Annotated in this window: 22 protein-coding genes; 3 read left to right on the top strand and 19 right to left on the bottom strand. The window is 73.8% G+C overall.

The window, feature by feature from the left end:
* Nucleotides 1–3: 3 nt before the first annotated feature.
* From ACYVG5_RS00585 to ACYVG5_RS00555, 7 genes are all read right to left on the bottom strand, one after another.
* On the bottom strand, nucleotides 4–807 hold the full coding sequence (locus ACYVG5_RS00585) for a shikimate dehydrogenase (RefSeq protein WP_460682883.1): 804 nt from the start codon (nucleotides 805–807) through the stop codon (nucleotides 4–6).
* A 55-nt stretch (nucleotides 808–862) separates the two neighbouring features.
* Entirely contained in the window at nucleotides 863–2,773 is a 1,911-nt protein-coding gene (gene mltG / locus ACYVG5_RS00580) for an endolytic transglycosylase MltG (RefSeq protein WP_222045021.1), read from the bottom strand.
* On the bottom strand, nucleotides 2,770–3,189 hold the full coding sequence (ruvX, locus tag ACYVG5_RS00575; RefSeq protein WP_460682882.1) for a Holliday junction resolvase RuvX: 420 nt from the start codon (nucleotides 3,187–3,189) through the stop codon (nucleotides 2,770–2,772). The genes mltG and ruvX overlap by 4 nt, the downstream gene beginning before the upstream one ends.
* A gap of 153 nt (nucleotides 3,190–3,342) precedes the next feature.
* Entirely contained in the window at nucleotides 3,343–6,030 is a 2,688-nt protein-coding gene (alaS, locus tag ACYVG5_RS00570) for an alanine--tRNA ligase (RefSeq protein ID WP_222045017.1), read from the bottom strand.
* Between the two features lie 85 nt (nucleotides 6,031–6,115).
* Nucleotides 6,116–6,403 (bottom strand): hypothetical protein, encoded by a 288-nt coding sequence (locus ACYVG5_RS00565; protein ID WP_222045015.1) that lies wholly within the window; start codon nucleotides 6,401–6,403, stop codon nucleotides 6,116–6,118.
* The gene (locus ACYVG5_RS00560; protein ID WP_222045013.1) at nucleotides 6,403–6,828 is read right to left on the bottom strand and encodes a DUF948 domain-containing protein; all 426 of its coding nucleotides are present in this window, start codon (nucleotides 6,826–6,828) and stop codon (nucleotides 6,403–6,405) included. Before ACYVG5_RS00560 ends, ACYVG5_RS00565 begins: the two co-directional genes overlap by 1 nt.
* A 131-nt stretch (nucleotides 6,829–6,959) precedes the next feature.
* Entirely contained in the window at nucleotides 6,960–8,312 is a 1,353-nt protein-coding gene (locus tag ACYVG5_RS00555; RefSeq protein WP_222045011.1) for a replication-associated recombination protein A, read from the bottom strand.
* Nucleotides 8,313–8,372: 60 nt separating this feature from the next.
* On the opposite strand from ACYVG5_RS00555, the gene ACYVG5_RS00550 reads away from it, so the two are divergent.
* Nucleotides 8,373–9,248: an aldo/keto reductase gene (locus tag ACYVG5_RS00550; protein ID WP_222045009.1), complete on the top strand. Its 876-nt coding sequence runs from the start codon at nucleotides 8,373–8,375 to the stop codon at nucleotides 9,246–9,248.
* Nucleotides 9,249–9,740: 492 nt separating this feature from the next.
* Here the strand turns inward: ACYVG5_RS00550 and aspS are convergent, their stop codons facing one another.
* The 4 genes from aspS to ACYVG5_RS00530 form a co-directional block, all read right to left on the bottom strand.
* Nucleotides 9,741–11,516 carry an aspartate--tRNA ligase gene (gene aspS / locus ACYVG5_RS00545; RefSeq protein ID WP_222045007.1) on the bottom strand — a complete coding sequence of 592 codons (1,776 nt, stop codon included), beginning with the start codon at nucleotides 11,514–11,516 and terminating at the stop codon, nucleotides 9,741–9,743.
* Nucleotides 11,517–11,544: 28 nt separating this feature from the next.
* The gene (locus ACYVG5_RS00540; protein WP_460682881.1) at nucleotides 11,545–12,570 is read right to left on the bottom strand and encodes an aldo/keto reductase; all 1,026 of its coding nucleotides are present in this window, start codon (nucleotides 12,568–12,570) and stop codon (nucleotides 11,545–11,547) included.
* Nucleotides 12,571–12,649: 79 nt separating this feature from the next.
* On the bottom strand, nucleotides 12,650–13,915 hold the full coding sequence (hisS, locus tag ACYVG5_RS00535) for a histidine--tRNA ligase (protein ID WP_222045004.1): 1,266 nt from the start codon (nucleotides 13,913–13,915) through the stop codon (nucleotides 12,650–12,652).
* Nucleotides 13,915–14,598, bottom strand: coding sequence for an MBL fold metallo-hydrolase (locus tag ACYVG5_RS00530; protein WP_222045003.1), 684 nt, complete (start codon nucleotides 14,596–14,598; stop codon nucleotides 13,915–13,917). The genes hisS and ACYVG5_RS00530 overlap by 1 nt, the downstream gene beginning before the upstream one ends.
* Nucleotides 14,599–14,771: 173 nt before the next feature.
* On the opposite strand from ACYVG5_RS00530, the gene ACYVG5_RS00525 reads away from it, so the two are divergent.
* Nucleotides 14,772–15,563, top strand: a complete 792-nt coding sequence (locus ACYVG5_RS00525) for a peptidylprolyl isomerase (RefSeq protein ID WP_222045001.1) — start codon at nucleotides 14,772–14,774, stop codon at nucleotides 15,561–15,563.
* A complete protein-coding gene (locus ACYVG5_RS00520; protein WP_460682880.1) occupies nucleotides 15,560–16,126 on the top strand; it encodes a DUF3105 domain-containing protein in 567 nt (188 codons plus the stop codon). Before ACYVG5_RS00525 ends, ACYVG5_RS00520 begins: the two co-directional genes overlap by 4 nt.
* A 61-nt stretch (nucleotides 16,127–16,187) precedes the next feature.
* Here the strand turns inward: ACYVG5_RS00520 and ACYVG5_RS00515 are convergent, their stop codons facing one another.
* The 8 genes from ACYVG5_RS00515 to ruvC form a co-directional block, all read right to left on the bottom strand.
* Entirely contained in the window at nucleotides 16,188–18,590 is a 2,403-nt protein-coding gene (locus ACYVG5_RS00515) for a RelA/SpoT family protein (protein WP_222044999.1), read from the bottom strand.
* A 95-nt stretch (nucleotides 18,591–18,685) separates the two neighbouring features.
* Entirely contained in the window at nucleotides 18,686–19,279 is a 594-nt protein-coding gene (locus ACYVG5_RS00510) for an adenine phosphoribosyltransferase (protein WP_460682879.1), read from the bottom strand.
* The gene (gene secF / locus ACYVG5_RS00505) at nucleotides 19,276–20,775 is read right to left on the bottom strand and encodes a protein translocase subunit SecF (protein WP_246629419.1); all 1,500 of its coding nucleotides are present in this window, start codon (nucleotides 20,773–20,775) and stop codon (nucleotides 19,276–19,278) included. The genes ACYVG5_RS00510 and secF overlap by 4 nt, the downstream gene beginning before the upstream one ends.
* Nucleotides 20,772–22,346, bottom strand: a complete 1,575-nt coding sequence (secD, locus tag ACYVG5_RS00500) for a protein translocase subunit SecD (RefSeq protein ID WP_222044997.1) — start codon at nucleotides 22,344–22,346, stop codon at nucleotides 20,772–20,774. Before secD ends, secF begins: the two co-directional genes overlap by 4 nt.
* Before the next feature lie 14 nt (nucleotides 22,347–22,360).
* Complete coding sequence (gene yajC / locus ACYVG5_RS00495) at nucleotides 22,361–22,705, bottom strand: preprotein translocase subunit YajC (protein WP_222044995.1); 345 nt, start codon at nucleotides 22,703–22,705, stop codon at nucleotides 22,361–22,363.
* A 147-nt stretch (nucleotides 22,706–22,852) separates the two neighbouring features.
* Entirely contained in the window at nucleotides 22,853–23,980 is a 1,128-nt protein-coding gene (gene ruvB, locus ACYVG5_RS00490) for a Holliday junction branch migration DNA helicase RuvB (protein ID WP_460682878.1), read from the bottom strand.
* The gene (gene ruvA, locus ACYVG5_RS00485) at nucleotides 23,977–24,621 is read right to left on the bottom strand and encodes a Holliday junction branch migration protein RuvA (RefSeq protein WP_222044993.1); all 645 of its coding nucleotides are present in this window, start codon (nucleotides 24,619–24,621) and stop codon (nucleotides 23,977–23,979) included. The genes ruvB and ruvA overlap by 4 nt, the downstream gene beginning before the upstream one ends.
* Entirely contained in the window at nucleotides 24,618–25,187 is a 570-nt protein-coding gene (gene ruvC, locus ACYVG5_RS00480) for a crossover junction endodeoxyribonuclease RuvC (protein WP_222044991.1), read from the bottom strand. Before ruvC ends, ruvA begins: the two co-directional genes overlap by 4 nt.
* Nucleotides 25,188–25,241: the final 54 nt, after the last annotated feature.

Genomic DNA, 25,241 nt, shown 5'->3' with positions numbered 1-25,241 from the left:
GGCTCAGCCGTCGAGCGCGGCCCGCATCGCCGCGATCGGCGCCGGACGACCGGTCATCAGCTCGACCTGGAGCGTGGCCTGCCAGAACAGCACCTCCAGGCCGCTGATCGCGGTGCCACCCACGGCCTGGACGCGCTGGGCGAGCGGGGTGGGCCAGCCGTCGTAGAGCACGTCGAGCACGGTCTGCCCGGGCCGCCAGTCCAGGGCGGCCACCGCCGGCTGCCCGTCGACCGGCACGGTGCTCACCACGACCGGCGCCTCGACCGGGCCACCCGCGGTCAGCGGGGCGACGGTGGCGGGCACATCGAGGACCTCCAGCACGCGGAGGAGATCTGCTCCCCGCGCCGGATCGCGCACCAGGACGTCGACCTGGCGGGCACCGAGCGAGGCCAGCGCGGCCGCGGCTGCGGCCGCCGTGCCCCCGGCGCCCAGGATCGCCGCGTGCTCGACCTGCTCCACCCCACCGAGCTGGAGCGCCATGCCGACGCCGGTGACGTCGGTGTTCTCCGCCCGCCAGCCGGTCGCGGTGCGGACCAGGGTGTTCGCCGCCCCCAGCAGCCGGGGCAGCGGTTCCACCTGGTCGGCCACCTGCACCGCGACCTGCTTGCACGGCATCGTCACCGAGAAGCCGCGCCACTCGGGGCCGAGGCCGGCCACCAGGTCGGGGAGCTGGTCGGCGCCGACATCGAGCGCGTCGTACGTCCAGTCGGTGAGCCCCAGCGCCGCGTAGGCGGCGCGGTGCATCAGCGGCGACAGGGAGTGGGAGACCGGGCGACCGAGGACGGCTGCGCGCCGCACCGCGGACACGTGGGCGATTGTCCCGTCCCCGGATCCGGCGACCCGCCCGTCCCCGGCCCGCTCGTCAGCCTGCCCCACAGCCGAGGCCGGCGTCCGCGCACCGCTGACGGGCGGCCTGGAACTCCGGGTAGCTGTCGGTGAAGAAGTGTGCTCCGTCCTCGGACTGGAGCACGTAGTAGAGGAGGTCCCCGGTGCTGGGCTGCAGAGCTGCCACCAGGCTGGCCTCGCCGGGGGCGCTGATCGGGGTAGGCGGGAGCCCCGTACGGGTCCGGCTGTTGTAGGGCCCGTCGGTCTGCAGGTCGGTCGTGGTGAGCTCGTTGCCGCTCTTGTCCAGCCCGTAGGCGAGGGTGGCGTCGATGCCCAGCGGAATGCCCTGCGACAGCCGGTTGTAGATCACCTGGGCCACGTCCGCCCGCTCGGCATCCAGCCGGGTCTCCGACTGCACCATCGAGGCCACCGTCAGCACCTCGTAGGGCGTGCGGCCCAGGGCAGCCGCACGCTCCTCGAGCCTCAGCTCCGCGGCCGTCCCGTTGAACGCCCCGACCATCTCCTGCAGCATCTCCACCGCCGGGGTGCCCGGCTCGAACTCGTAGGTGAGCGGATAGAGGAAGCCCTCGAGCTGCCCGTTGGACCACGCGGGCAGCCCCAGGCGACTGGTGTCGGCGGCAGCCGCCTGCAGCTCCTCGATCGGGGTGTCGGTGCCCTCGGCCAGTCGCTGCAGCGTCTCGGCGACGGTCAGCCCCTCGGGCACCGTGACCCGGGTCACCATGCGCGTGGCCGGGTCGAGCAGCAGGTCGAGGGCCGACTGTCCGGACATCTGGCTGCGCATCGCGTAGACGCCGGGCTGGATACCGGTGGCGGCCTCGTTGGCCTCGGCCGCGTCGAGGAAGGGGCCGGAGGAGGCGATCACGTCGGACTCCACCAGCGTCCCGGCGATCGTCCGCAGGCTGTCGCCGCTGTTGATCCGGATGTCCACGCTGCCGGTGCCGGCACCGGCGTAGTCCTCGGCGGCCGGGTTGATGGCGCGCAGCAGCGCCTGCCCGCCGACGACGATGCCGCCCACCAGGCCCAGCAGCACGACCAGGGACAGCACGATCGCGAGCGGACGACGGCCTCGGGGCGAACCACCACCGCCGCGCCGACCACCGCCGCGCCGCCCACCCCCGCCACCGCCGCCACCGGAGTGGTCGTCGTCGTGGTCGTCGAAGCGGTCGTCGGCGTGGTCGTCGGCCACGACGACCTCGAGGCCGCCCGTGACGTCGAAGACGCCGGGACGGGGATCGTCGTCCCGGTCGTCGGCGGGCGGGCGCGCCACGGTGGCCGACTCGTCGTCCTCGTCGTCGGTGGAGTGCCGGGCGTCGATGGCGGCCAGGGCAGCAGCGAACGGGGAGCGCGAGGGCCACGCCGGTGCGGCCGGGCCGGCCTCGGGGGTGGCGAGCGCGATGGCGGCGCCGGCGTCGGAGGACCGCCGGCCACCGAGCAGCGGACGCCGGGCGCCCGACGGGATGCCGGGGGCGGTCTCGTCGTCGGCGAAGCGCTCCAGCTCCCGGTCCGGCTCACCGGCCGGGGCGGGCGGCGCGTCGACGGTCGCCCACGGCGCCGGCGACATCCGGTCGGGCGCCGGCCGGGAGATGGCGGACCGGCCGCCGGCGGAACGGGCGCCGGCCGGCCGGTTGCCGGTGGGGCGGGCAGCGGGGCGACCGTCGGTCGGACGGTCGCTGTCCGCACGGGTGGCGGGTGACCGCGGCGGCATTCCCGGCAGGGCCCGCATCTCAGCGGTGCGCAGTTCAGCGGTACGCGGTGCGGGCACCGCGTCGGTGGCCTCGACCACGCCCTGGCCGTTCGTGCCGTCGCCGGTCGCGCCGTCGCGATCCGTGGCCCACGCGGCGAGCAGCTCGGCCGCCGAGCGGGGCATGCCGGCGTCGGTGTCGGGCGAGGAGTGCCGCCCCGGACGCCGACCTGCCGGGGCGCTCACGGCTGGGTCCCGGCGGAGCGGGGACGACTGTCGAGATAGGTCTGCAGGATGACCACGGCGGCCGCCTGGTCGATCACCGCGCGCTGCCGGCGGCTGTCGATGCCGCCTGCTCGCAGATGACTGGCTGCGGTCACGGTGGAGAGCCTTTCGTCGACGAGGTGTACCGGGACGTCCCCGATACGGCTGGTCAAGGCCGCAGCGTAGGTGCTGGCATCTCTTGCCGAGGCGCCCGACGCTCCGGACAGGTGTCTCGGCAATCCCACCACCACCTCGACCACCTCGTGTGTCACAACCAGCCCAGCCAGCCGGTCCAGGTCGCTGCCGTCCTTCGCCCGGCGGAGGGTCTCCAACGGGCTGGCGAGCATCCCCGTGGCGTCGGAGAGCGCGATCCCGACGCGCACCGTGCCGACGTCCACGCCCAGCCTGCGGCCCGGTAGCCGGACGGCGTCGCGCTCGCCCTCAGCGACCATCGTCGGTGCTCCGGTCGTCCGACGCCAGCCCGTGAGGTGGACCGGGCACCGGCCGGGAGGGCCGCCGCCCTCCCGGGCAGGGACCGTCGCGCGTCGGGGTCACGGGGATGCCGCCTCGATCGCCTGCTCGGCGGCCGCGAGGGCGGCGGGGATGCCGGCGGGGTCCGTTCCGCCACCCTGGGCCACGTCGGGCTTGCCTCCGCCACGCCCACCGACCGGGGCGGCCGCGGCCTTCAGCAGGTCGTTGGCCGACACTCCCCGCTGCTGCGCCGCGGGGTTGACCGCAGCCACCAGCGCCACCTTGCCGTCCGCGGCCGAGGCCAGCAGCACGGCGGCAGGGCGCTCGCCCAGCCGGCCGCGCACATCGAGGGCCAGGCCGCGCAGGTCACCGCCGGACAGCCCGGCCGGCGAGCCGGTCACCACCGCGATGCCACCGACATCCCGTGCCCCCGAGGCCAGGTCGCCCGCCGCGGCGAGCGTCTGCTGGGCGCGCAGCGCGGCCAGTTCCCGGTCGGCGTCGCGGAGCCGCTCGAGCATGCCGCTGACCCGGTCGACGATCCCGTCCTGCGGGGTCTTGAGCAGGTCGCCCAGCTGGCGGACGAGGTCCCGCTCGCGGGCCAGGTAGCGGAAGCCCTCCAGGCCGACGGCGGCCTCCACCCGCCGCGCGCCGGAGCCTACCGAGCTCTCGCCGGTGAGCGCGAGGGTGCCGATCTGGGCGCTGCCGCGCACGTGGGTGCCACCGCACAGCTCCCGGGACCACTCCCCGCCGATCTCGACCACGCGCACCTGCTCGCCGTAGGTCTCGCCGAACAGCGCCAGGGCGCCGAAGTCGCGCGCCTCGGGCAGCGTCATGTACAGCGCGCGCACACCGTGGTCGGTGCGGACCGCGGCGTTGGCGACGTCCTCGATGTCGGTGCGCTGCTGCCCCGTCAACGCGCCCTGCCACGCGAAGTCCAGCCGTAGGTAGCCGGGCCGGTTGTAGGACCCGGACTGCAGCGCCTGCGGGCCGAGCACCTGCCGGAGCGCAGCGTGCACGACGTGGGTGCCCGAGTGCGCCTGGCACGCGGACAGCCGCCACTCGCGGTCCACCGCGGCGGACAGCTCGGTACCGGTGCGCAGTTCGCCGTCGAGCACCCGCACCTGGTGGACGACCAGCCCCTTGACCGGCCGTTGCACGTCGATGACCTCGGCGCGACCGCCGTCCCAGCTGAGCTCACCGGCGTCGGCGACCTGCCCGCCGGACTCCGCGTAGAACGGCGTCCGGTCCAGCACGACCCGGGTGACCTGGCCGGGCCCGGCGACCGGGTCGCTCTGGTCGCCGTTCCCGGGATGGCCCTCGTCGACCACGCCCAGCACCCGGGAGTCGGTGCGCAGGGCGTCGTAGGCCCGCCAGTCGGTCGGCCCGTGCTCAGCCAGCAGCCGCCGGTAGGCCAGCACGTCGACCGCGCCGGTGCGCTTGGCCCGGGCGTCGGCCCGGGCGCGCTCGCGCTGCTCGGTCATCAGCGCCCGGAAGCCGGCCTCGTCGACGGTGACGGCCTGCTCGGCGGCCATCTCCAGGGTCACGTCGATCGGGAACCCGTAGGTGTCGTGCAGGGAGAACGCCTGGGTACCCGAGAGCGCCGGCGTCCCGGCCGCCTTGGCCTGCGCCACCGCGGTGTCGAACAGCGCCGTCCCGGCCGTGAGGGTGCGCCGGAACGCCTCCTCCTCGGCGTAGGCGATGCCGGAGATGCGGGCGAAGTCGCCGGTCAGCTCGGGATAGCTGCCGCTCATCGCGTCGCGGGACACCGGCAGCAGCTCCGGCAACGCGGCCTCCTCGACCCCGAGCAGCTTCATCGACCGCACGGCCCGGCGCAGCAACCGCCGCAGGATGTAGCCGCCACCCTCGTTGCCGGGGGTCACACCGTCACCGATGAGCATCAGCCCGCTGCGGACGTGGTCGGCGACCACCCGCAGCCGGACGTCGGACCCGTGGTCGGCGCCGTATCGGACGCCGGCGAGCTCGGCCGCCCGGCGCAGGACCGGCGACACCTCGTCGATCTCGTACATGTTGTCGACGCCCTGCAGCAGGAACGCCACCCGCTCCAGTCCCATGCCGGTGTCGATGTTCTTCTTCGGCAGCTCGCCGAGGATCGGGAAGTCCTTGCCCTCCCCCGGCCCCCGCTCGTACTGCATGAAGACCAGGTTCCAGATCTCCAGGAACCGGTCGCCGGCGCGGTCGACGGCCGGGCCGCCGTCGGGGCCGTACTCCGGACCCCGGTCGACGTAGATCTCCGAACACGGGCCCGCCGGCCCGGCGGCGCCGGTCGACCAGTAGTTGTCCTCCATGCCCAGCCGCTGGATGCGGTCCTTCGGCACGCCGGCGATCCGGTGCCAGGCATCCGCCGCCTCGTCGTCGTCGAGGTAGACGGTGACCCAGATCTTCTCCGGGTCGAATCCGAGCCCGCCGTCCTCGACGCGGCCGGTGACCAGCTCCCAGGCGTACTGGATGGCCTCGGCCTTGAAGTAGTCGCCGAAGGAGAAGTTGCCGTTCATCTGGAAGAACGTGCCGTGCCGGGTGGTCTTGCCGACCTCCTCGATGTCGAGGGTGCGCACGCACTTCTGCACGCTGGTCGCCCGCGGGTAGGGGGCCGGCTCGCGGCCGGTCAGGTACGGGATGAACGGGACCATCCCGGCGACGGTGAAGAGCAGGGAGGGGTCCGGGGACACCAGCGAGGCGCTGGGGACGACGGTGTGCCCCCGCTGCTCGAAGTGCTCCAGGAAACGGCGGCGGATCTCGGCGGTCTGCATCAGGGCTCAGTCTCGGCTCGAGCGGACGCTCCGGCAGGAGGGTGGCGGGGAGCCTCGGTCCGCTGCGTGGGGTGGGGTGGTGGGCTCAGCTGTCGGCGGCGTGGGCGCCGCGGCGACCGGGCAGTGCGTTCTCGGACCGCTCGGGCAGCGGGGCGTCCAGCCCGGTGCCGGCACGCAGCTCCTCCTCGCGGCCGGCTGCCGCGGCGCGCACGTCGGCGCCGAAGTCGCCGATCGCCTCGGCCAGGTCGCGCAGGCCGTCGGCCAGCTGGCCGGCGATGCCCTGCGGGGTCATCTTCTCCGCGGCGCGGCTCAGCTTGCGGACGACGAGGGCGCCGATGGTGATGCCCATCGCCAGCCAGAACAGCCGGCGCATCAGGCGGCCCGCCGGGCGGCGCGACGGGCGCGGCGCTCGTCCTTGGCGGCCCGGTTGGCGTCGACCACGGCCTGGCCCTCGCGCTTCTTCCTGGCCGCGCTGCGCACGCCGTAGCTGAACGCGGCGACCTTGATCAGCGGACTGCCGATGGTCGCGGCGACGACGCTGGTCAGTGCGGCGACGTTGCTCGACACGTTGGCGGCGTTGCCGGTGATGTCGTCCACCCGCTCCAGGTTGGAGTTTACGTGGGCGACCGTCGTGGACGCCTGGCCGAGGATCGGCATCGCCTGCTCCCGGGCCTGGCGGATGGTCAGCGTCGCCTCGTCCAGCGTGCGCCCGAGCTTGAGCAGCGGCACCGCCAGCAGGACGACCAGCAGCACCAAGGCGATGGCTGCGATCAGCCCGGCCCACTCTCCTGCGGACACGCGTGCACTCCTCTGGATCGGCTTGCTCTCGTTCGACTGTGCCCGGCCCCCACGTCCCGTCGGGGCCCGGCCGGTGGGGCAACACTAGTCGGGGGCACCGACCGCCGTCGTCCGCGCTGCACGCGCCGGGCTCAGCGGCGGCGGCGCACGATCGCCCGGAGCTTGGCCACCCGGGCGGACAACTGGCTCTCGACCCCCCTGGTGGTGGGCCGGTAGTAGTCCCGGCCGACCAGCGCGTCGGGCGGGTACTGCTGCGGCAGCACGCCGTCGGGGTGGTCGTGCGGATAGGCGTAGGCGCTGCCGTGCCCCAGCTTCTTCGCCCCGGCGTAGTGGGCGTCGCGCAGCCCCGGCGGGACCGGCCCGGCCAGCCCGGCGCGCACGTCGGCCATCGACTCACTGATGCCCACCGTGAGGGCGTTGGACTTCGGCGCGGTGGCCAGGTGGACGACGGCCTGGGCCAGCGGGAAGTGTCCCTCGGGCATGCCGATGAAGGCGACCGCGTCGGCCGCCGCCACCGCGGCGAGCAGCGCGGTCGGGTCTGCCATGCCGATGTCCTCGCTGGCAGAGATGACCAGCCGGCGGGCGATGAAGCGCGGGTCCTCCCCCGCCGACACCATCCGGGCCAGGTAGTGCAGCGCGGCGTCGACGTCGCTGCCGCGGATCGACTTGATCAGCGCGCTGGCCACGTCGTAGTGCTGGTCGCCCTGCCGGTCGTAGCGCACCGCCGCCTGGGCGACCGCCGTCTCCAGGGTGGCCAGGTCCAGCACGGTGCTCCCTGCCGCCCGGGCAGCGCCGGCGCCGGACTCCAGGGCAGTCAGCGCCTTGCGGGCGTCGCCGCCGGCCACCCGCAGCAGGTGCTCCTCGGCCTCGGGCGCGAGCGTGACCGCGCCGTCCAGCCCGCGGTCGCTGGCCAGAGCCCGGCGCAGCACCGCCCGGACGTCGTCGTCGCTCAACGGCTGCAACGCGAGCACGAGGCTGCGGGACAGCAGCGGGCTGACCACCGAGAAGAACGGGTTCTCCGTCGTCGCGGCGATCAGACTGACGATCCGGTCCTCCACCGCCGACAGCAGGGAGTCCTGCTGGGTCTTGGAGAACCGGTGGACCTCGTCGATGAACAGCACGGTGCGCCGGCCGGCGTGGGTCAGTTCCCGCTTGGCGTGCGCGATGACCGCACGCACCTCCTTGACCCCGGCATCCAGCGCCGACAACTGGACGAAGGAACGCTTGGTGGCCAGCGAGATGACGTGCGCGAGGGTCGTCTTGCCCGTGCCGGGCGGCCCGTAGAGCACCAGGGACATCGGCTCGTCGGCCTCGACCAGGCGGCGCAACGGGGCGCGGGGGCCGAGGAGGTGCTGCTGGCCGACCACCTCGTCCAGCGCGCGCGGGCGCATCCGTACCGCCAACGGGGCGCCGGGGTCGACCGCCGGTGCGGCCGGGTCCTCCTCCGGGGACCCGTCGAACAGGGTCGTTCCGCCCACGCTCACGGTTGCGACGCTACCCGCGGGGCACGACGGTCCCGTCCCTTCCATCCCCCGGAGGCCTCCGTGCAGCAGCGCACCATCGGCAACGACACCGTCGGCCGGATCGAGGTGGGGGCGGTCGGGCTGGGCGCGATGCCGCTGTCCACCAAGGACCCGCGCCCGTCGGCCACCGACGCGCAGGCCGTCGTCCACGCCGCCCTGGATGCCGGGGTGACCCTGATCGACACCGCCGACGCCTACGCCCGCGACGAGGCGGAGTTCGGCCACAACGAGTCGCTGGTGGCCGCGGCGCTGTCCTCCTACGGCGGCGACAGCTCCGGCGTGCTGGTGGCGACCAAGGGCGGCCACACCCGGCGCGGCACGGAGTGGGAGCTGGACGGGACGGCGGCGTACCTGCGCCGGGCGTGCGAGGCGTCGCTGCGCCGGCTCGGCGTCGAGGCGATCGGGCTCTACCAGTTCCACCGCCCCGATCCGGCCACGCCGTGGGAGGAGTCGATGGGCGCGCTGCGGGCACTGGCCGACGACGGGCTGGTGCGGATGGTCGGGATCTCCAACGCCGACGTCGGCCAGATCGACGTGGCCCGCGAGATCGTCGGCGACGCCCTGGTCAGCGTGCAGAACCAGTTCTCGCCGGGATACCGCTCGTCGGCCGGTGAACTGGCGCACTGCGCCCGGCATGGATTGGCGTTCCTGCCGTGGAGTCCGTTCGGCGGGATCTCGGCGGCCAAGTCGCTGGACGCCACCGCCGGCGGGTTCGCCGCCGTCGCCGCCGAGCTCGGCGTGTCGGTGTACCGGGTGACCGTGGCCTGGCACCTGGCCCAATCCGACGTCGTCCTGCCCATCCCGGGCGCCTCCCGGCAGGAGTCGATCACCGATTCGGCGGCCGGGGCACACCTACAGCTGACCGCCGACCAGCTCGCCCGCCTCGACGCCACCTGACCCTCCATCTCGACCTCGAGTCGAGGGTGAGGGTCAGGGGCGGGGTGCCGCCGGGCCGGCTCCGGCCGGGTGAGCAGTCGGACCCGCGCACCCAACCGTCGAGCGATGACTGCCGGTGAACTGCCACCCGTCTACACCCGCCAGGACGCTCGGGCCGCCGGGCTGACCCGCGCCCAGCTCCGGGACGGCGTCCGAGGTGTGGTCCGCGCCCGGAGGTCCCCCCCGCTGGCCGCCTCCCGGCCCCGAGAGCCTCATCCGGTACCGGCCTCGGCTACAGCCGCTGGAAGATCCTGGTCGAGTACGAGGGACGGCAGCACGCTGACCTGCGTCAGTTCGGGCGTGACCCCGATCGATACTCACTCATGGCCGCCGACGGGTGGCTCGTGCTCCGCTTTGGCGCGGTGCACCTGGGCCGCCGAACGGCCGTGGTGGACCGGGTGGCGGGCGCGCTGATCAGCCGCGGTGCCCGGTGGTGAACCCCCGGCGGAAGCCTCAGGCGGTGGGGTCGGTCGGACCGGGGGCACCCGGCTCGCCCGGGATCGGCTTCGCCTCGGGCACGACGTCGATCCCCGCTTCCTTGCGCTGCGCGTCGGTGATCGGCGTCGGCGCGCCGGTCAGCGGGTCGTAGCCGGCGCCGGTCTTCGGGAAGGCGATGACCTCGCGGATCGACTCCGCCCCGGCCAGCAGCGCGGTCAGCCGGTCCCAGCCCAGCGCGGCGCCGGCGTGCGGCGGCGGGCCGTAGGCGAAGGCCTCGAGGAAGAACCCGAACCGCTCGCGGGCTTCCTCCTTCGACATGCCCAGGGTCTCGAACACGCGTTCCTGCAGCGCGGCATCGTGGATACGCACCGAGCCGCTCATCAGCTCGTTGCCGTTGACCACCAGGTCGTAGGCGTCCGACAGCGCGGCCCCCTTGTCCTCGGCGAACCGGTCGCGCCACTCGGGGGTCGGGGAGGTGAAGGGGTGGTGCATGAAGGTCCAGTTGCCGTCCTCGGTCTCCTCGAACATCGGGAAGTCGACGACGAACAGGAACGACCAGGAGCCCTCGGGGATCAGCTCCAGCCGCTTGGCCACCTCGTTGCGCGCCGCGCCCAGCAGCTCCTGGGACGGACGCCGGGCCCCGGCGGCGAAGAACACGCAGTCACCCGGCTGCGCGCCGACCGCCTCGACCAACCCGGCCCGCTCGGACTCGGAGATGTTCTTGGCCACCGGCCCGCCGAGGGTGCCGTCCTCGGCCACGGTGACGTAGGCCAGGCCCTTGGCCCCCCGCGAGCGGGCCCAGTCCTGCCAGGCGTCGAACGCCCGCCGCGGCTGCGAGCCGCCACCGGGCATCACGATCGCGCCGACGTAGGGCGACTGGAACACCCGGAAGGGCGTCTCGGCGAAGTAGCTGGTCAGCTCGGTGAGCTCGATGCCGAACCGCAGGTCGGGCTTGTCGGAGCCGAACCGGTCCATCGCCTCGCGGTAGGTCATCCGCGGGATCTCCGGCACCTCGTAGGAGGCCAGCTCCGCCCACAGCGAGCGGACGACGTCCTCCGCGACGGCGAGCACGTCGTTCCGGTCGACGAAGCTCATCTCGAAGTCCAGCTGGGTGAACTCCGGCTGCCGGTCGGCGCGGAAGTCCTCGTCCCGGAAAGCGCGGGCGATCTGGTAGTACCGCTCGAGCCCACCGATCATCAGCAGCTGCTTGAACAGCTGCGGCGACTGCGGCAGCGCGTACCAGGAGCCGGGCTGCAGCCGCACCGGGACGACGAAGTCACGGGCGCCCTCCGGGGTCGAGCGGGTCAGCGTCGGCGTCTCCACCTCGACGAACCCGTGCCCGGCCATCACCTCACGCGCGATGCGGTTGATCTCCGAGCGCAGCCGCAGCACCTTCGCCGGCCCCTGCCGGCGCAGGTCCAGGTAGCGGTAGGTGTAGCGGACGTCGTCCCCGGCCGCCTGGGCCGTCTCGATCGGGAACGGCAGCGGCGCCGATGCCGACAGCACCTCCAACGTCGCGGCGAGCACCTCGATGTCACCGGTCGGCAGCTCCGGGTTCTCGTTCCCGGCGGGGCGGCGCTGCACGTCGCCGGTGACGAGCACGCAGTACTCGTTGCGCAGCGCATGTGCCTCCTCCTCGCGGACGACGACCTGGGCATAACCCGAGGCGTCGCGCAGGTCGAGGAAGACGACCCCGCCGTGGTCACGTCGGCGTGCGACCCAGCCGGCGAGGGTGACCGTGGAACCGGCGTCGGTCGCGCGGAGCGCGCCGGCGTCGTGGGTGCGGAGCAAGGGAGTGCCTTTCAGGAGGTGGGGTGGGTCACCAGCGGTCGTGTACATGGGCGCGGATGCGCTCGTCGTACACCCGCTCGAGGTCGGCCAGCTGGCCGGCGGTGAGGGAGGGGATGGCGGCGGCGGCCACGTTGCCCAGCGCCTGCGCGACGTTGCGGGCGCCGGGGATGACCGTGGTGACGCCGGGCTGGTCGATGACCCAGCGCAGCGCGAAGGCCGCGGTGGTCACGTCCGGGCCGGCGATCTCCGCGACCTCGCGGGCCGCGGCGACGCCGACCTCGAACGGCACCCCGGCGAACGTCTCCCCCACGTCGAAGGCCTCGCCGTGGCGGTTGAAGGTTCGGTGGTCATCGGCGGCGAACGTCGTCGACTCGTCGTACTTGCCGGTCAGCAGGCCGCTGGCCAGCGGCACCCGGGCGAGGATGCCCACCTCGGCGCGCTGGGCGGCCGGGAGCAACTGCTCCAGCGGCTTGCGCCGGAAGACGTTGAGGATCACCTGGATCGACTGCACCCCCGGGTGCTGCAGCGCGGTGAGCCCCTCGGTGACGGTCTCGACCGAGACGCCGTAGGCGGCGATCGCCTGCTCCTCCACGAGGCTGTCGAGGGTCTCGTATACGCGCTCGTCGGAGTACACGGTCGGCGGCGGGCAGTGCAGCTGCACCAGGTCCAGGGTGTCCACGCCGAGGTTGCGCCGCGACCGGTCGATCCAGGCCCGCAGGTTCGCCGGGGTGTAGGTCTCGGCGGTGAACGGGTCGGCGCGGCGGCCGGCCTTGGTGGCCACGAACGGGCGCTCGCCACGGGCGGCCAGCGCCCTGCGGATCCGCTCCTCGGAGCGGCCGTCGCCGTAGACGTCGGCGGTGTCCAGGAGCGTCACCCCGGCGTCCAGGGCGGCGTCGAGGACGGCGGCGGCGTCGTCCTCGGCCACGTCGCCCCAGTCACCGCCCAGCTGCCAGGTGCCCAGGCCGACGACGGAGACGTCGGCGCCGGTCCGGCCCAGCGGCCGGGTCTCCATCGGGGTGTTCGAGGCCTCTGCGATGCCGTCGGTCACTGTCACGCTGTTCCCCGTTCGATTCCGCACTCGTTCCGCGCCTCGGTCGCTGACGCTCCCCGCGATGCTCGCTCGCGCGTCATCCTCACGCACTCACCGTCGCACGCACCCGCTCGAACAGCTCGCCGAGGGGGACGGCCACCTGCTCGTGGGTGCGCAGGTCACGCAACTGGGCCACCCCGTCGGCCAGATCCCGGTCGCCGAGGACGACGGCGTGCGAGGCACCCGACCGGTCCGCGGCCTTCATCGCGCCCTTGAGCCCCCGGTCGCCGTAGACGGTGTCGGCGGAGATCCCGGCCGAGCGCAGCTGCCCGACCAGCCGGACGGCGAGCCGCTTGGCCTCCGCGCCCAGCGGGACCACGAACGCCTGCACCCCCGCCGACGCGACGACGTCGAGCCCCTCGGCCTGCACGGCGAGCAGCGTGCGGTCCACCCCGACGGCGTAGCCGATGCCCGACACGTCCGGCCCGCCCAGCGCCGCCGAGAGCCCGTCGTAGCGGCCGCCGCCGCCGATCGCCGACTGCGCACCCAGGCCGGAGTGCACGAACTCGAACGTCGTCTTCGTGTAGTAGTCCAGCCCGCGCACCAGCCTGGGGGCCTCGGTCCAGGGGACACCGAGGTCGGTGAGGTGCTGGCGGACGGCGTCGTAGTGCGCCTTCGTCGAGTCCGACAGGTGGTCGACCATCAGCGGCGCGCCGTCGAGCCGGGCCTGCACCTCGGGGCGCTTGTCGTCGAGCACCCGCAGCGGGTTGATCTCCGCACGGCGCCGGGTGTCCTCGTCCAGGTCCAGCCCGCCGAGGAAGCCGACCAGCAGCTCGCGGTACTGCGGCCGGCAGGTCGCGTCGCCCAGGGAGGTGAGCAGCAGCTCGAAGTCGGCCAGCCCCAGGTCGCGGAAGCCCTGCGCGGCCAACGCCACCATCTCGGCGTCCAGCGCCGGGTCGTCGACGCCCAGCGCCTCGCAGTCGACCTGGGTGAAGTGGCGGTACCGGCCGGCCTGGGGCCGCTCGTAGCGGAAGGCCGACCCGACGGTCCACACCTTCACCGGCAGCGCCCCGCTGTACAGGCGGTGCTCGATGAAGGCCCGCATCAGCCCGGCGGTCAGCTCCGGGCGGAGGGTGAGGGACCGGCCACCGCGGTCGGTGAACGTGTACATCTCCTTGGAGACGACGTCGGTAGACTCCCCCACGCCGCGCGCGAAGACCGCGGTGTCCTCGAACACGGGCGTCTCGACGTACCCGTAGCCGGCCCGCCGCATCGGCGCGGTGAGGGTGTCGCGGACGGCGAGGAACTGCGCCGAGTCGGGGGGCAGCGTGTCGAACGTGCCCTTCGGAGCCCGCATGGGCTCGCTCATCAGAGACCTCGTCCCTTGGGTGCGCTCGTCGCTTCGGCGAGGTAGGGGTTGGTGGCGCGCTCGCGGCCGATCGTCGTCGCCGGGCCGTGCCCGGGCAGCACGAGCGTCTCGTCGTCCAGCGGCAGGACGACGTCGCGCAGCGAGCTGAGCATCGACGCCCACGAGCCGCCGGGGAGATCGACCCGGCCCACCGAGCCGGCGAACAGCACGTCACCGGCCAGCAACGCCGGCGAGTCGTCGGTGGCGAAGGTGAAGACCACCGAGCCCTCGGTGTGCCCCGGCGCGTGCCGCACGGTGAGCTCGACCCCGGCCAGCGACAGGATCGCGCCGTCGTCCAGCGGCAGGACGTCGGCCGGGTCGGGCAGCGCCACCTGGCCGATCAGCGGAGCCAGCGCCGGGCCGTGCCAGCGCAGCGGGTCGGCGAGCATCCCGCTGTCGGCGGGGTGCAGGTAGGCAGGGATGTCGTAGCCGTCGCAGACCGGCAGCACGGAGAACGTGTGGTCGAGGTGGCCGTGGGTGAGGACGACGGCGACGGGCTTGAGCCCGTCATCGGCCAGCATCCGGGCCAGCGGCTCGACGGCCTCCATCCCCGGGTCGACGACGACGCACTCGGCGTTCGGCCCGCTGGCGACGGCGTAGCAGTTGGTGCCGAACGCGCCGGCGGGAAACGAGCGGATGAGCACCCGTGCAGGCTACGCGGCGGTGATCCGTGCAGGTGGCGCTCCCAGGGGCCGGCCAGGTGCCACACCTAGACTGCTTCCTCGACACCGCGGGGTGTGTGGCCGGACCGGGCTGGTGCGGTCGCCCCCGAGAGCGCGCCGACCCACAGCGCAGATGCAAGAGGAGCCCGAGAAGAGTGCCGACCAACAAGCAGCGCCGCGAGGCCGCCCAGCGCCGTCTGCAGCGCCAGCTCGAGCGGCGCGAGCAGCTCGCCCGCAGACGGCGGCGCAACCTGCTGGTCCTGGTGTCGGCGATCGCCGTGCTGGTCGTGGTGGGTGCGGCCGTGCTGATCACCGGCGTGGTGGGCGGGGACGACGACGCCGGGACGGCCGCCGGTGCCAGCCCGGTGGTCGACGGCAGCGACGGGACCTGCGACTTCACCCCGCAGCCCGCGGCCAACCCCGACGCGACCGATGTCGGCATCCCGCCGGCGGAGGTGCCGACCTCGGGCACCACCCAGCTGACGATGACCACCAACGTGGGCGACATCGGGCTGACCCTGGACCAGGCCGCGGCGCCGTGCGCCGCGGCCAGCTTCGTGTACCTCACCCAGCAGGGCTTCTTCGACGGGACGCCCTGTCATCGGCTGACCGACTCCCCGGGCCTGAAGGTGCTGCAGTGCGGCGACCCGAGCGGCACGGGAGGAGGAGGTCCCACCTACGAGTTCCCGACCCAGGTGACCGGTGACGAGACCTATCCGCGGGGCACGCTCGCCATGGCGAACGCCGGTGACGGCTTCGACGGCAGCCAGTTCTTCCTGGTCCACGGCGACAGCCAGCTGCGCCCCGACTTCACCGTCGTGGGCACCATCGACGAGGCCGGGTTGGCCACGCTGGACACCATCGCCGCCAACGGGATCGCCGACGGCGCCGCCGACGGCGCCCCGGCACAGCCGGTCACCATCGAGTCGATGGCGATCGCCCGGTGACCCCACCGGCGGGGACGTGGGTGGCGGCGTCCGCGGTCTGCCTGCTCCTCGCCGGCTGCACGTCGCTGGTGGCCGGCCAGGGCCGTCCGGCGATGACCCTGGCCGACACGCAGGTCGCGGCGTACCCGGGGGGACAGGCACACACCCGGGACACCGTCGACTACCCGGAGAGCCCGCCGGTCGGCGGCGAGCACGATGCGGCATGGGCCGACTGCACCGGGACTGTCTACGACGCCCCGATCCGCCGGGAGAACGCGGTGCACTCCCTGGAGCACGGCGCCGTCTGGGTCACCTACGACCCGGACCTGGCCGGCGCCGCGGACGTCGAGACCCTGACCGGACTGGTCACCGGCCGGCCCGGGCTGATGCTGTCGCCCTACCCGGGCCAGGGCGTGGCGGTGTCGCTGCAGGCCTGGGACCACCAGCTCCGGGTCGACGACGCCGGCGACCCGCGGGTCGCCGAGTTCGCCGAGCTGCTGGTGTTCAACCCTGAGACGACGCCGGAACCCGGCGCCACCTGCGAGAACCCGTTCTTCCTGCCGGACCGGCCGCTGCCCGCCTAGCCTCGGCCTCCTGCAGGAGCCCGCCGCGAGCTCGCGAGCGGTGGGGGCGGGCAGTCCTTCGTCATGCGGTCACGCGCTCCACGTCGAAGACGCCCTCCACGTTGCGCACCGTCTGCAGCACCGCACCCAGGTGCGCCGGGTCGGCGAGCTCGAAGGTGAACCGGCTGACCGCCACCCGGTCGCGGCTGGTCTGCACCGAGGCGGACAGGATGTTGACCCGCTCGTCGGCCAGCGCCCGGGTGACGTCGGAGAGCAGCCGGTGCCGGTCCAGTGCCTCGACCTGGATGGCCACCAGGAAGACCGCGCCCGGCTGGCTGGCCCACTCGACCTCGACCAGCCGCTCGGGCGTGCGCCGCAGGTCCGCGGCGTTGGTGCAGTCGGTGCGGTGCACGCTGACCCCACCGCCGCGGGTGACGAACCCGAGGATCTCGTCGCCGGGCACCGGCGTGCAGCACTTGGCCAGCTTGGCCCACACGTCGGTCATGCCCCGCACCAGCACGCCCGGGTCGCCGCCGGCGCTGCGGACGACGCTCCGCTTGGTCGGGATCGCCGTCTCGGCGATGTCCTCCGCGGCCCCCTCGGACCCGCCGAGCGCCGCGAGCAGCTTCTCCACCAGGGAGGTCGCCGAGACCTGGTGCTCACCCACCGCCGCGTACAGCGCGCTGACGTCGGGGTAGTGCAGGTCGGCGGCCAGCGTCGCCAGCGCCTCGCCCCCGAGCAGCCGCTGCAGCGGCAGCCCGGCCTTGCGCATCGCCTTGGTGAGCGCGTCCTTGCCGTCCTCGACGGCGTCCTCGCGGCGCTCCTTGGTGAACCACTGCCGGATCTTGGTGCGCGCCCGGGAGGAGCCGACGAAGGACAGCCAGTCCTTGGAGGGGCCGGCGGTGGGTGAGCGGGAGGTGAAGACCTCCACGACGTCACCGTTGGACAGCTTGCTCTCCAGCGAGACCAGGTTGCCGTTCACCCGGGCGCCGATGCAGCGGTGACCGACCTCGGTGTGCACGGCGTAGGCGAAGTCGACCGGCGTGGACTCCCCGGGCAGGCTGATCACGTCGCCCTTGGGCGTGAAGACGAAGACCTCCTGCGGGCCGAGGTCGTAGCGCAGCGTCTCCAGGAACTCGCCGGGCTCCTGCGCCTCCCGCTGCCAGTCCAGCAGCTGGCGCAGCCACAGCATGTCGTCGCCGGCCGGGCTGGGCGTGGCGGGCGCCCCGGCCGCGCGCGCCTTCTCCTTGTACTTCCAGTGCGCCGCGATGCCGTACTCGGCGGTGCGGTGCATGTCGTGGGTGCGGATCTGCAGCTCCACCGGTTTGCCCTGCGGGCCGATCACCGTGGTGTGCAGCGACTGGTACATGTTGAACTTCGGCATCGCCACGAAGTCCTTGAACCGCCCCGGCACGGGCTGCCAGTGGGCGTGCATGATGCCCAGCGCCGCGTAGCAGTCGCGCACCGAGTCGACCAGCACCCGGATGCCGACCAGATCCCAGATGTCGGTGAAGTCCCGGCCGCGGACGATCATCTTCTGGTAGATCGAGTAGTAGTGCTTGGGGCGGCCGGTGACGGTGGCCTCGATGTGCGCGGCCTTGAGCTGCTCGGTGACGGCCGAGGTGACCTCGGTGAGGTAGGTGTCCCGCGACGGCGCCCGTTCGGCCACCAGCCGGACGATCTCGTCGTAACGCTTGGGGTAGAGGGTGGCGAAGGCCAGGTCCTCCAGCTCCCACTTGATCGTGTTCATGCCCAGCCGGTGCGCCAGCGGAGCGAGGATCTCCAAGGTCTCGCGCGCCTTCTTCTCCTGCTTCTCCGGCGGGAGGAAACGCAGCGTGCGCATGTTGTGCAGCCGGTCGGCCAGCTTGATGACCAGCACCCGGGGGTCGCGGGCCATCGCGACGATCATCTTGCGGATCGTCTCGGCCTGGGCCGCGTCGCCGAACGTGACCTTGTCGATCTTGGTGACGCCGTCGACGAGGTAGGCCACCTCGGAGCCGAAGTCGGTGGTGATCGACTCCAGCGTCGCGCCGGTGTCCTCGACCGTGTCGTGCAGCAGCGCGGCGACCAGCGTGGTGGTGTCCATCCCCAGCCCCGCCAGCACGGTGGCCACGGCGAGCGGGTGGGTGATGTAGGGGTCGCCGCTCTTGCGCTTCTGCTCGGCGTGGGCGGCCTCGGCCACGTCGTAAGCCCGCTGCAGCAGGACCAGGTCGGCCTTCGGGTGGCTCTGCCGGTGCAGCGAGGCCAGCGGCTCGAGCACCGGACGGATGTCGGTGGCCCGCTGGCTGGCCACGATGCGGCGGGCCAGCCGGTCGCGTACCCGGCGGCGCGGCGCGATCTCCGCACCGGTCGGCGGCTCCGGCGCCACGTCGTCGGGACGACGTACGGCCGGGCGCTCGGGCAGGGCGGCCCGGGCGGCGCGGGCGGCTTCGTCCTCGGCCACGGGCGCGCCGGACGTCCGCGGGGCGACGACGTCCGAGGCCACGGGGACTCCTGCTCTGTTGAGGAGAGGTGGGACCGTCACCATGCTAACCGGGCCACTCGCCGGCGCGCTGCAGGCACTCCCCTCGTCCGGGTGGCCTAGGTGTTCCAGAGGGCGTGCACCGGGTGTGGGGCGATCCGCTGCCGGCCGCCGAGGGCGACCAGCTCGGCCACGACGGACACCCCGGTGACGACACCGCCCAGCTGCTCGACCAGCCCGATGGCGGCCAGCAGCGTCCCGCCGGTGGCCAGCACGTCGTCGACGAGCAGGACCCGCTGACCCGGCCGGACGGAGTCGGTGTGCATCTCCAGCGTCGCCGTCCCGTACTCCAGGGCGTACTCCGCCGACACCCGCTCGCGCGGCAGCTTGCCCGCCTTGCGGATGGGCACCACGCCGGTGCCCGCGTCCAGCGCCACGGCCGCGGCGAGCAGGAAGCCACGCGCCTCGACGCCGGCGACCACGTCGAAGGCACCGCCGCCCCGGCCCCCGCCGACGGCCGCGGCCCGCGGATCGACGACCGCCGGCTCGGCCAGCCCGTCGACGACCCGGCGGAACGCCTCGCCGTCGGCGAAGACCGGCGTCAGGTCGCGGAAGACCACCCCGGGCACCGGGAAGTCGGGCACGTCGACGGACAGGGCGGCGATCAGCTCGTCGACCGGCATCCCGCCGTCCCGTGCCGCAGCGGAGGTCACCGGCGCTTCTTGCCCGGACCGCGCTGCGGTCGCTGGCCCGGCCGGGGTGCCGTGGTCCGGGCCCCCGACCGGGGCGCCGGCCGGACGGAGTCCGGCGACTCGACGGGCACGTCGGCCGTCGGGCGGCCGGGCAGCGCCCCGGGTCGCTCGGCCACCGCGACCGACGTGGCGCCGCCGCCGGCACCGCGCGCGCGGCGGGCCGACGCGACCGGCGCCGCGGTGCGGACACCGCCCTGGCGTGCCTCCGCCGACCGGCGCGCGAGCACCCGCTTGCGCAGCGCCTGCTGCTCCGGGTCGCGCTCCTTGAGTGAGACCAGCACCGGCGTGGCCAGGAAGATGGAGCTGTAGGTACCGGCGGCCAGCCCGACGAAGAGCACCAGCGCGAGGTCCTTGAGCGTTCCGACCCCGAGTAGCCCGGCACCGACGAACAGCAGCCCGGCGACCGGCAGCAGTGCGATCACCGAGGTGTTGATCGACCGCATCAGCGTCTGGTTGACCGCGAGGTTCGCCGCCTCGCCGTAGGTCATCCGAGCGCTCTTGGTGAGGTCCTTGGTGTTCTCCTCGACCTTGTCGAACACCACGACGGTGTCGTAGAGCGAGAAGCCGAGGATGGTGAGCAGGCCGATCACCGTGGACGGCGAGACCTCGAAACCGATGAGCGCGTAGAGCCCCGCCGTCACCAGCAGGTCGTGGGCCAGTGCGGCGATCGCGGCGACCGCCATCTTCGGCTGGAACCGGATCGCCAGGAAGAGCATGACCGCGACCAGGAAGACCACCAGGGCGACCAGCGCCTGCTCGGTGACGTCCTGCCCCCAGTCGGCGCTCACCGACTGCGGGCTCACCTGGGTGGGGTCGACGCCGGCGGCCTCGGCGACCGCCGCGACGACGGCGGTCTCGGTCTCGTTGTCCAGCGCCGAGGTGCGCAGCAGCACCGAGTTGCCGCCCACCACCTGGGCGCTGGCCACCGCTGCCCCGGCGTCCTCCGCCGACTCGCGGATGTCGGTGAGCTGGGAGGCGGTGGCCGGTACCCGGATGCTGTTGCCGCCGGCGAAGTCGATGCCGTAGTTGAAGCCCCGGACGACCATGGACAGCAGGCACAGCAGCACCACGACGGCCGTGACCCGGTACCAGAACTGCCGCCGGCCGACGACGTCGAGCCCGGCCTCGCCGTTGTAGAGCCGGTGCGCCAGTGACGCCCGGGCCGGGCCGGGAGCGGGCTCGCCCTCGGCCGGCAGGCCGGCCTCGGCCAGCGTGGTGTCGTCGGCGGAGTCGGCCGCGTCGTCCCGGACGTCGTCGGCCGCCACGTCCTCCGCTGCCGCGTCCCCCGCCACGTCCTCCCCGGCCACGTCGTCACCGGCCGGCGCCCCGTCGGCAACCGTCCCGTGGACGCGGGCGTCGGGGGTGTCGGGGGTGTCGGGAGCGTCCGGGGTGTCGGCGGCGCCGGCCGGCCGGCCGGCGCCCTCGGATCCCGCGGGCTCGCGGGGCGTGCCGGTCATCGGGTGCTCCTGTCGGTGCTGCTGCTCGCGCTGCCGGCGGCGACCAGTTCCCGGTCGGGGGTCGCGGCACTGGCCGGTGGGCGGGGACTGTGGCCGACCTGGCCCAGCCCGCTGAACCGGTTGCTGCCGAAGCCCTTGACCCGGCTGAGCACGGCCATCAGCGGGTGGGTGAAGAGGAAGACGACGACCAGGTCGAGCACCGTGGACATGCCCAGGGTGAACGCGAAGCCCTTCACGTCGCCGATCGCCAGGACGTAGAGGATCACCGCGGCCAGGAAGCTGACCGCGTCGGCGGACAGGATCGTCCGGCGGGCCCGGACCCAGGCGCGCGGCGTCGCGCTGCGCAACGTGCGCCCCTCACGCACCTCGTCCTTGAGCCGTTCGAAGTACACGACGAAGGAGTCGGCCGTGATGCCGATCGAGACGATGAAGCCGGCGATCCCGGCCAGGCTCAGCGCGAAGCCGATCTCCCGGCCCAGCAGCACGAGGGTGGCGTAGACGACGACCGCCGACAGGATCAGGCTGACGATCATCACCAGCCCGAGCAGCCGGTAGTAGAACAACGCGTAGACGAACACCAGCAGCACGCCGAGCGCGCCGGCGATCAGCCCGGCCCGCAGCTGCTCGCTGCCGAGCTCGGTGGACACCGACTGGGCATTGGCCTGGCTGAAGGTCAGCGGCAGGGCGCCGTACTTCAGCTGGTTGGCCAGCGTGGTGGCGTCCTCCTGGGTGAAGTCGCCGGTGATCTGGGTGGTGCCGCCGGAGATCGCGTTGTTGATCGTGGGGGCGGACACGACCCGGCCGTCGAGGGTGATCGCGACCTGGTTGCCCACGTTGGCGGTGGTGTAGGTCGCCCAGGTACCCGAACCCTCGTTGTCGAAGTCGAGGTTGACCACCCACGCGCCGGTACCGGTCTCGGTGCCGGCCGAGGCGTCGGTGATCGCGGTGCCCTCGAGCACGGCCGGGCCCAGCAGGTACTTCGCCGTCCCGTCCGCGGAGCAGGCGACGATGTGGTCCTCGGACCGGTCGACGTCGTCGGAGGTCGTGTCGGCGCCGCAGGTGTACGTGGCGAACTCGGCGGTTGCCTCCTCCAACGTGACCACCGGCGCGTCGGCGTCCGGCAGCTCCGGGTCGGCGACCGGGTCGGTGGGCGCTGCCGGGTCGGTGGGCGCTGCCGGGTCGGTGGGCGCGGGCGTGGCCGCGGCGGCGTCGAGCACCGGGCGGAACCTCAGCTGCGCGGTTGCGCCGAGCTCGCGGGCGCTCTCGCCATCGTCACCGGGCACCGAGATGACGATGTTGCTGTCACCCTCGGTGACCACCTCGGCCTCGGCGACGCCGAGGCCGTTGACCCGCTGCTCGATGATCTGGCGGGCCAGCTCCAGGTCCTCGGCGTCCGGGGCCTCCCCATCGGGCGTGCGGGCGGTCAGCGTGACGGTGGTCCCGCCCTGCAGGTCCAACCCCAGCTGGGGGGTCCGCTGGTCACCGGTGAGGAAGATGAGCGCGTACATCGCGGCGACGATCACCACGAACGCCGCGAAGTAGTTGCGCGCGCGCAACTGACGGGCAGCCATCGACGGACCCCGGCTCAGCGGGAGCGGTCGGTGGGGTCGCCGTCGCCGTCGGAGTACGGCGTGGCCCCGCCGGCCGGGCCGGCCACGTCGTCCCCGACGGCGGGCCGGCGGATCTCCAGCACGGCCGCCCGGACGAAGGTGACGACGACCCCCGGGGCGATCTCGACATCCACGGTGCCCTCGCCGAGATCGGTCACGGTGCCGTACATGCCGCTGGTCAGCAGAATCGGGCTGCCGACGGTGAGCGACTCCTGCAGCGCCTGCGCCTTCGCCTGCATCGCCTTGCGCTGCCGGGCCGGGAGCACGATCAGCACGACGAGCGCGATGGCGAGCAGGATGAACGGGAAGAACTGTTCCACGACTGAGAAGCCTCTCTACCGCGGCGGACTCGCGCGGTCGGTGCGGCCCGGGAGTCGGGCCGCTCGGGGTGCATCGGCACCGGCGCACGACGGTCGGGGCGCGGGGATGCCCGGACGCCGCCGGGTTGCGCGCCAGCGCCGTGGAGTCTAGGCGTCGAACAGCGTCTGTGACGAAGGCCCGTCCGACGGCGGGTCGCCGGCCCCCCCACCGAGGGTGAGGCCGCCGCGGGGAACCGGGTGCCCCAGGTGGCGGAACGCCGCCTCGGTCGCCACCCGGCCGCGCGGGGTGCGCGCGAGCAGCCCGGCCCGGACGAGGAACGGCTCGCAGACCTCTTCGACGGTGTTGGGCTCCTCCCCCACCGAGACGGCCAGCGTGGCCACGCCGACCGGTCCCCCGCCGAACCGGACCACCAGCGCCTCGAGCACGGCCCGGTCCAGCCGGTCCAGGCCGAGGTCGTCGACGTCGTAGAGCGCCAGCGCCGCCTCGGCGACCGCGCGGGTGACCCGCCCGTCGGCCCGCACCTCGGCGAAGTCGCGCACCCGGCGCAGCAGCCGGTTGGCGATCCGCGGGGTACCCCGGGAGCGGCCGGCGATCTCCGCCGACCCGTCGGCGGTGATGTCGACGCCGAGCAGGTCGGCGCTGCGCACCAGCACCTTCTGCAGATCGGCGGTCTCGTAGAACTCCATCTGCCCGACGAAACCGAACCGGTCGCGCAACGGCCCGGTCAGCAGGCCGGCCCGCGTGGTGGCGCCCACCAGGGTGAACGGGCTGATCTCCAGCGGGATCGCGGTGGCGCCCGGCCCCTTCCCGACGACGACGTCGACCCGGAAGTCCTCCATCGCCATGTAGAGCAGCTCCTCGGCGGGGCGGGCGATGCGGTGGATCTCGTCGATGAACAGGACGTCGCCGTGGCCGAGGTTGGACAGCATGGCGGCGAGGTCGCCGGAGCGCTCGATCGCCGGCCCGCTGGTGATCTTCACCGCGGTGCCGAGCTCGGAGCCGATGATCAGCGCCAGGCTCGTCTTGCCCAGCCCGGGCGGCCCGGACAGCAGCACGTGGTCCGGCGGCCGGCCCCGCCGCTTGGCGCCCTCCAGAACGAGGTCCAGCTGGCGGGCGACCTTCGGCTGGCCGATGAACTCGGCCAGCGAGTGCGGCCGGAGCGCGGACTCGACGACCCGTTCCTCGTCACCGGCACGCGGGTCGACGGCGTCGTCGGGCAGCCGGCCAGGGCCTGCGACCTCCGCAGCGAGCCTGCTGTCGAACGGCGAGCTCACGCCCGCCCCAGCAGCTGCAGCGCCTGCCGGAGCAGGACGGCGACGTCGACGGCGCCGGCGGAGGTCTGCTGCTCCTCGGCGACCGGGTCGAGCGCGGCCAGCGCGGTCTCGGCCTCCCGGGAGGACCAGCCGAGCTGGACGATCGCCGCGGTGAGCTGGTCGCGCCACGGAGCGACCGGGGTGATCTGCCCGGCACCGGCCGGCAGCGCGCCACCGCCGTCCAGCCGGGTGTCGGTGGTGGTGACGCCGAGCCGGTCGCGCAGCTCCAGCACCAGTCGCTCGGCGCCCTTCTTCCCGATCCCGGGCACCTGCATGAGGGCCTTGAGGTCGCCCATCGAGACCGCACGGCGCACCTCGCGGGGCGGATGGATGGCCAGCACGGCCTGGGCCACCCGGGGACCGACGCCGTTGGCGGTCTGCAGCAGCTCGAACAGCTGCCGCTCGTCGTCGTCGGCGAAGCCGTACAGGGTCAGGGAGTCCTCGCGGACGACCAGGCTGGTCGACAGCCGGGCCTGCTCCCCCACCGTGAGCCGGGCGATCGTGCCCGGGGTGCACTGCACCGACAGCCCGACCCCGCCGACCTCGACCACCGCGCCGTCGGGCGAGACCGCCGCCACCCGGCCGGCGACGCTGGCGATCACCGACCCACCCCCGTCCAGCGGGTCGATGCCGGGGCGCGGTAGCCGACCACGCCGGCGCCGGTGGCCAGCGCGGCCACCCGCAACCGGTCCTGGGCCGGACCGCGCCACACGTGGCAGATGGCCAGCGCGAGGGCGTCGGCGGCATCCGCCGGCTTGGGTGGGGAGGAGAGCCCCAGGACCCGGGTGACCATCAGGGTGACCTGCTCCTTGTCCGCACGGCCGCTGCCGGAGATGGCGGCCTTGACCTCGCTCGGGGTGTGCCAGGCGACCGGCAGCCCGGCCTGCGCGGCCGCCAGCGCCGCGACCCCGGCGGCCTGGGCGGTGCCCGTCGCCGTGCCCTTGTTGTTCTGGGTGAAGACCCGTTCGATCGCCACCGCGGCGGGCCGGTGCTCGCGCACCAGCGCCGTCACCGCAGTGTGCACCTCCAGCAGCCGCAGCTCGAGGTCGAGGTCCGGCGACGTGCGGATGACGCCGACGCCGAGGGGGGTGGGCCGCGCCCCGGGCCGGCCCGCCACGACACCCCATCCGCACCGGGTGAGACCGGGGTCGATGCCGAGCACCCGCATGGACCCTCCTCCGCCGACGAACATGTGTTCGACCGACCACGCTAGCCGGGGCGT

Source organism: Modestobacter lapidis (assembly GCF_054780755.1).
Note: the sequence above shows the minus strand (reverse complement) of the source record. Positions and strands in the feature narration are given on the sequence as shown.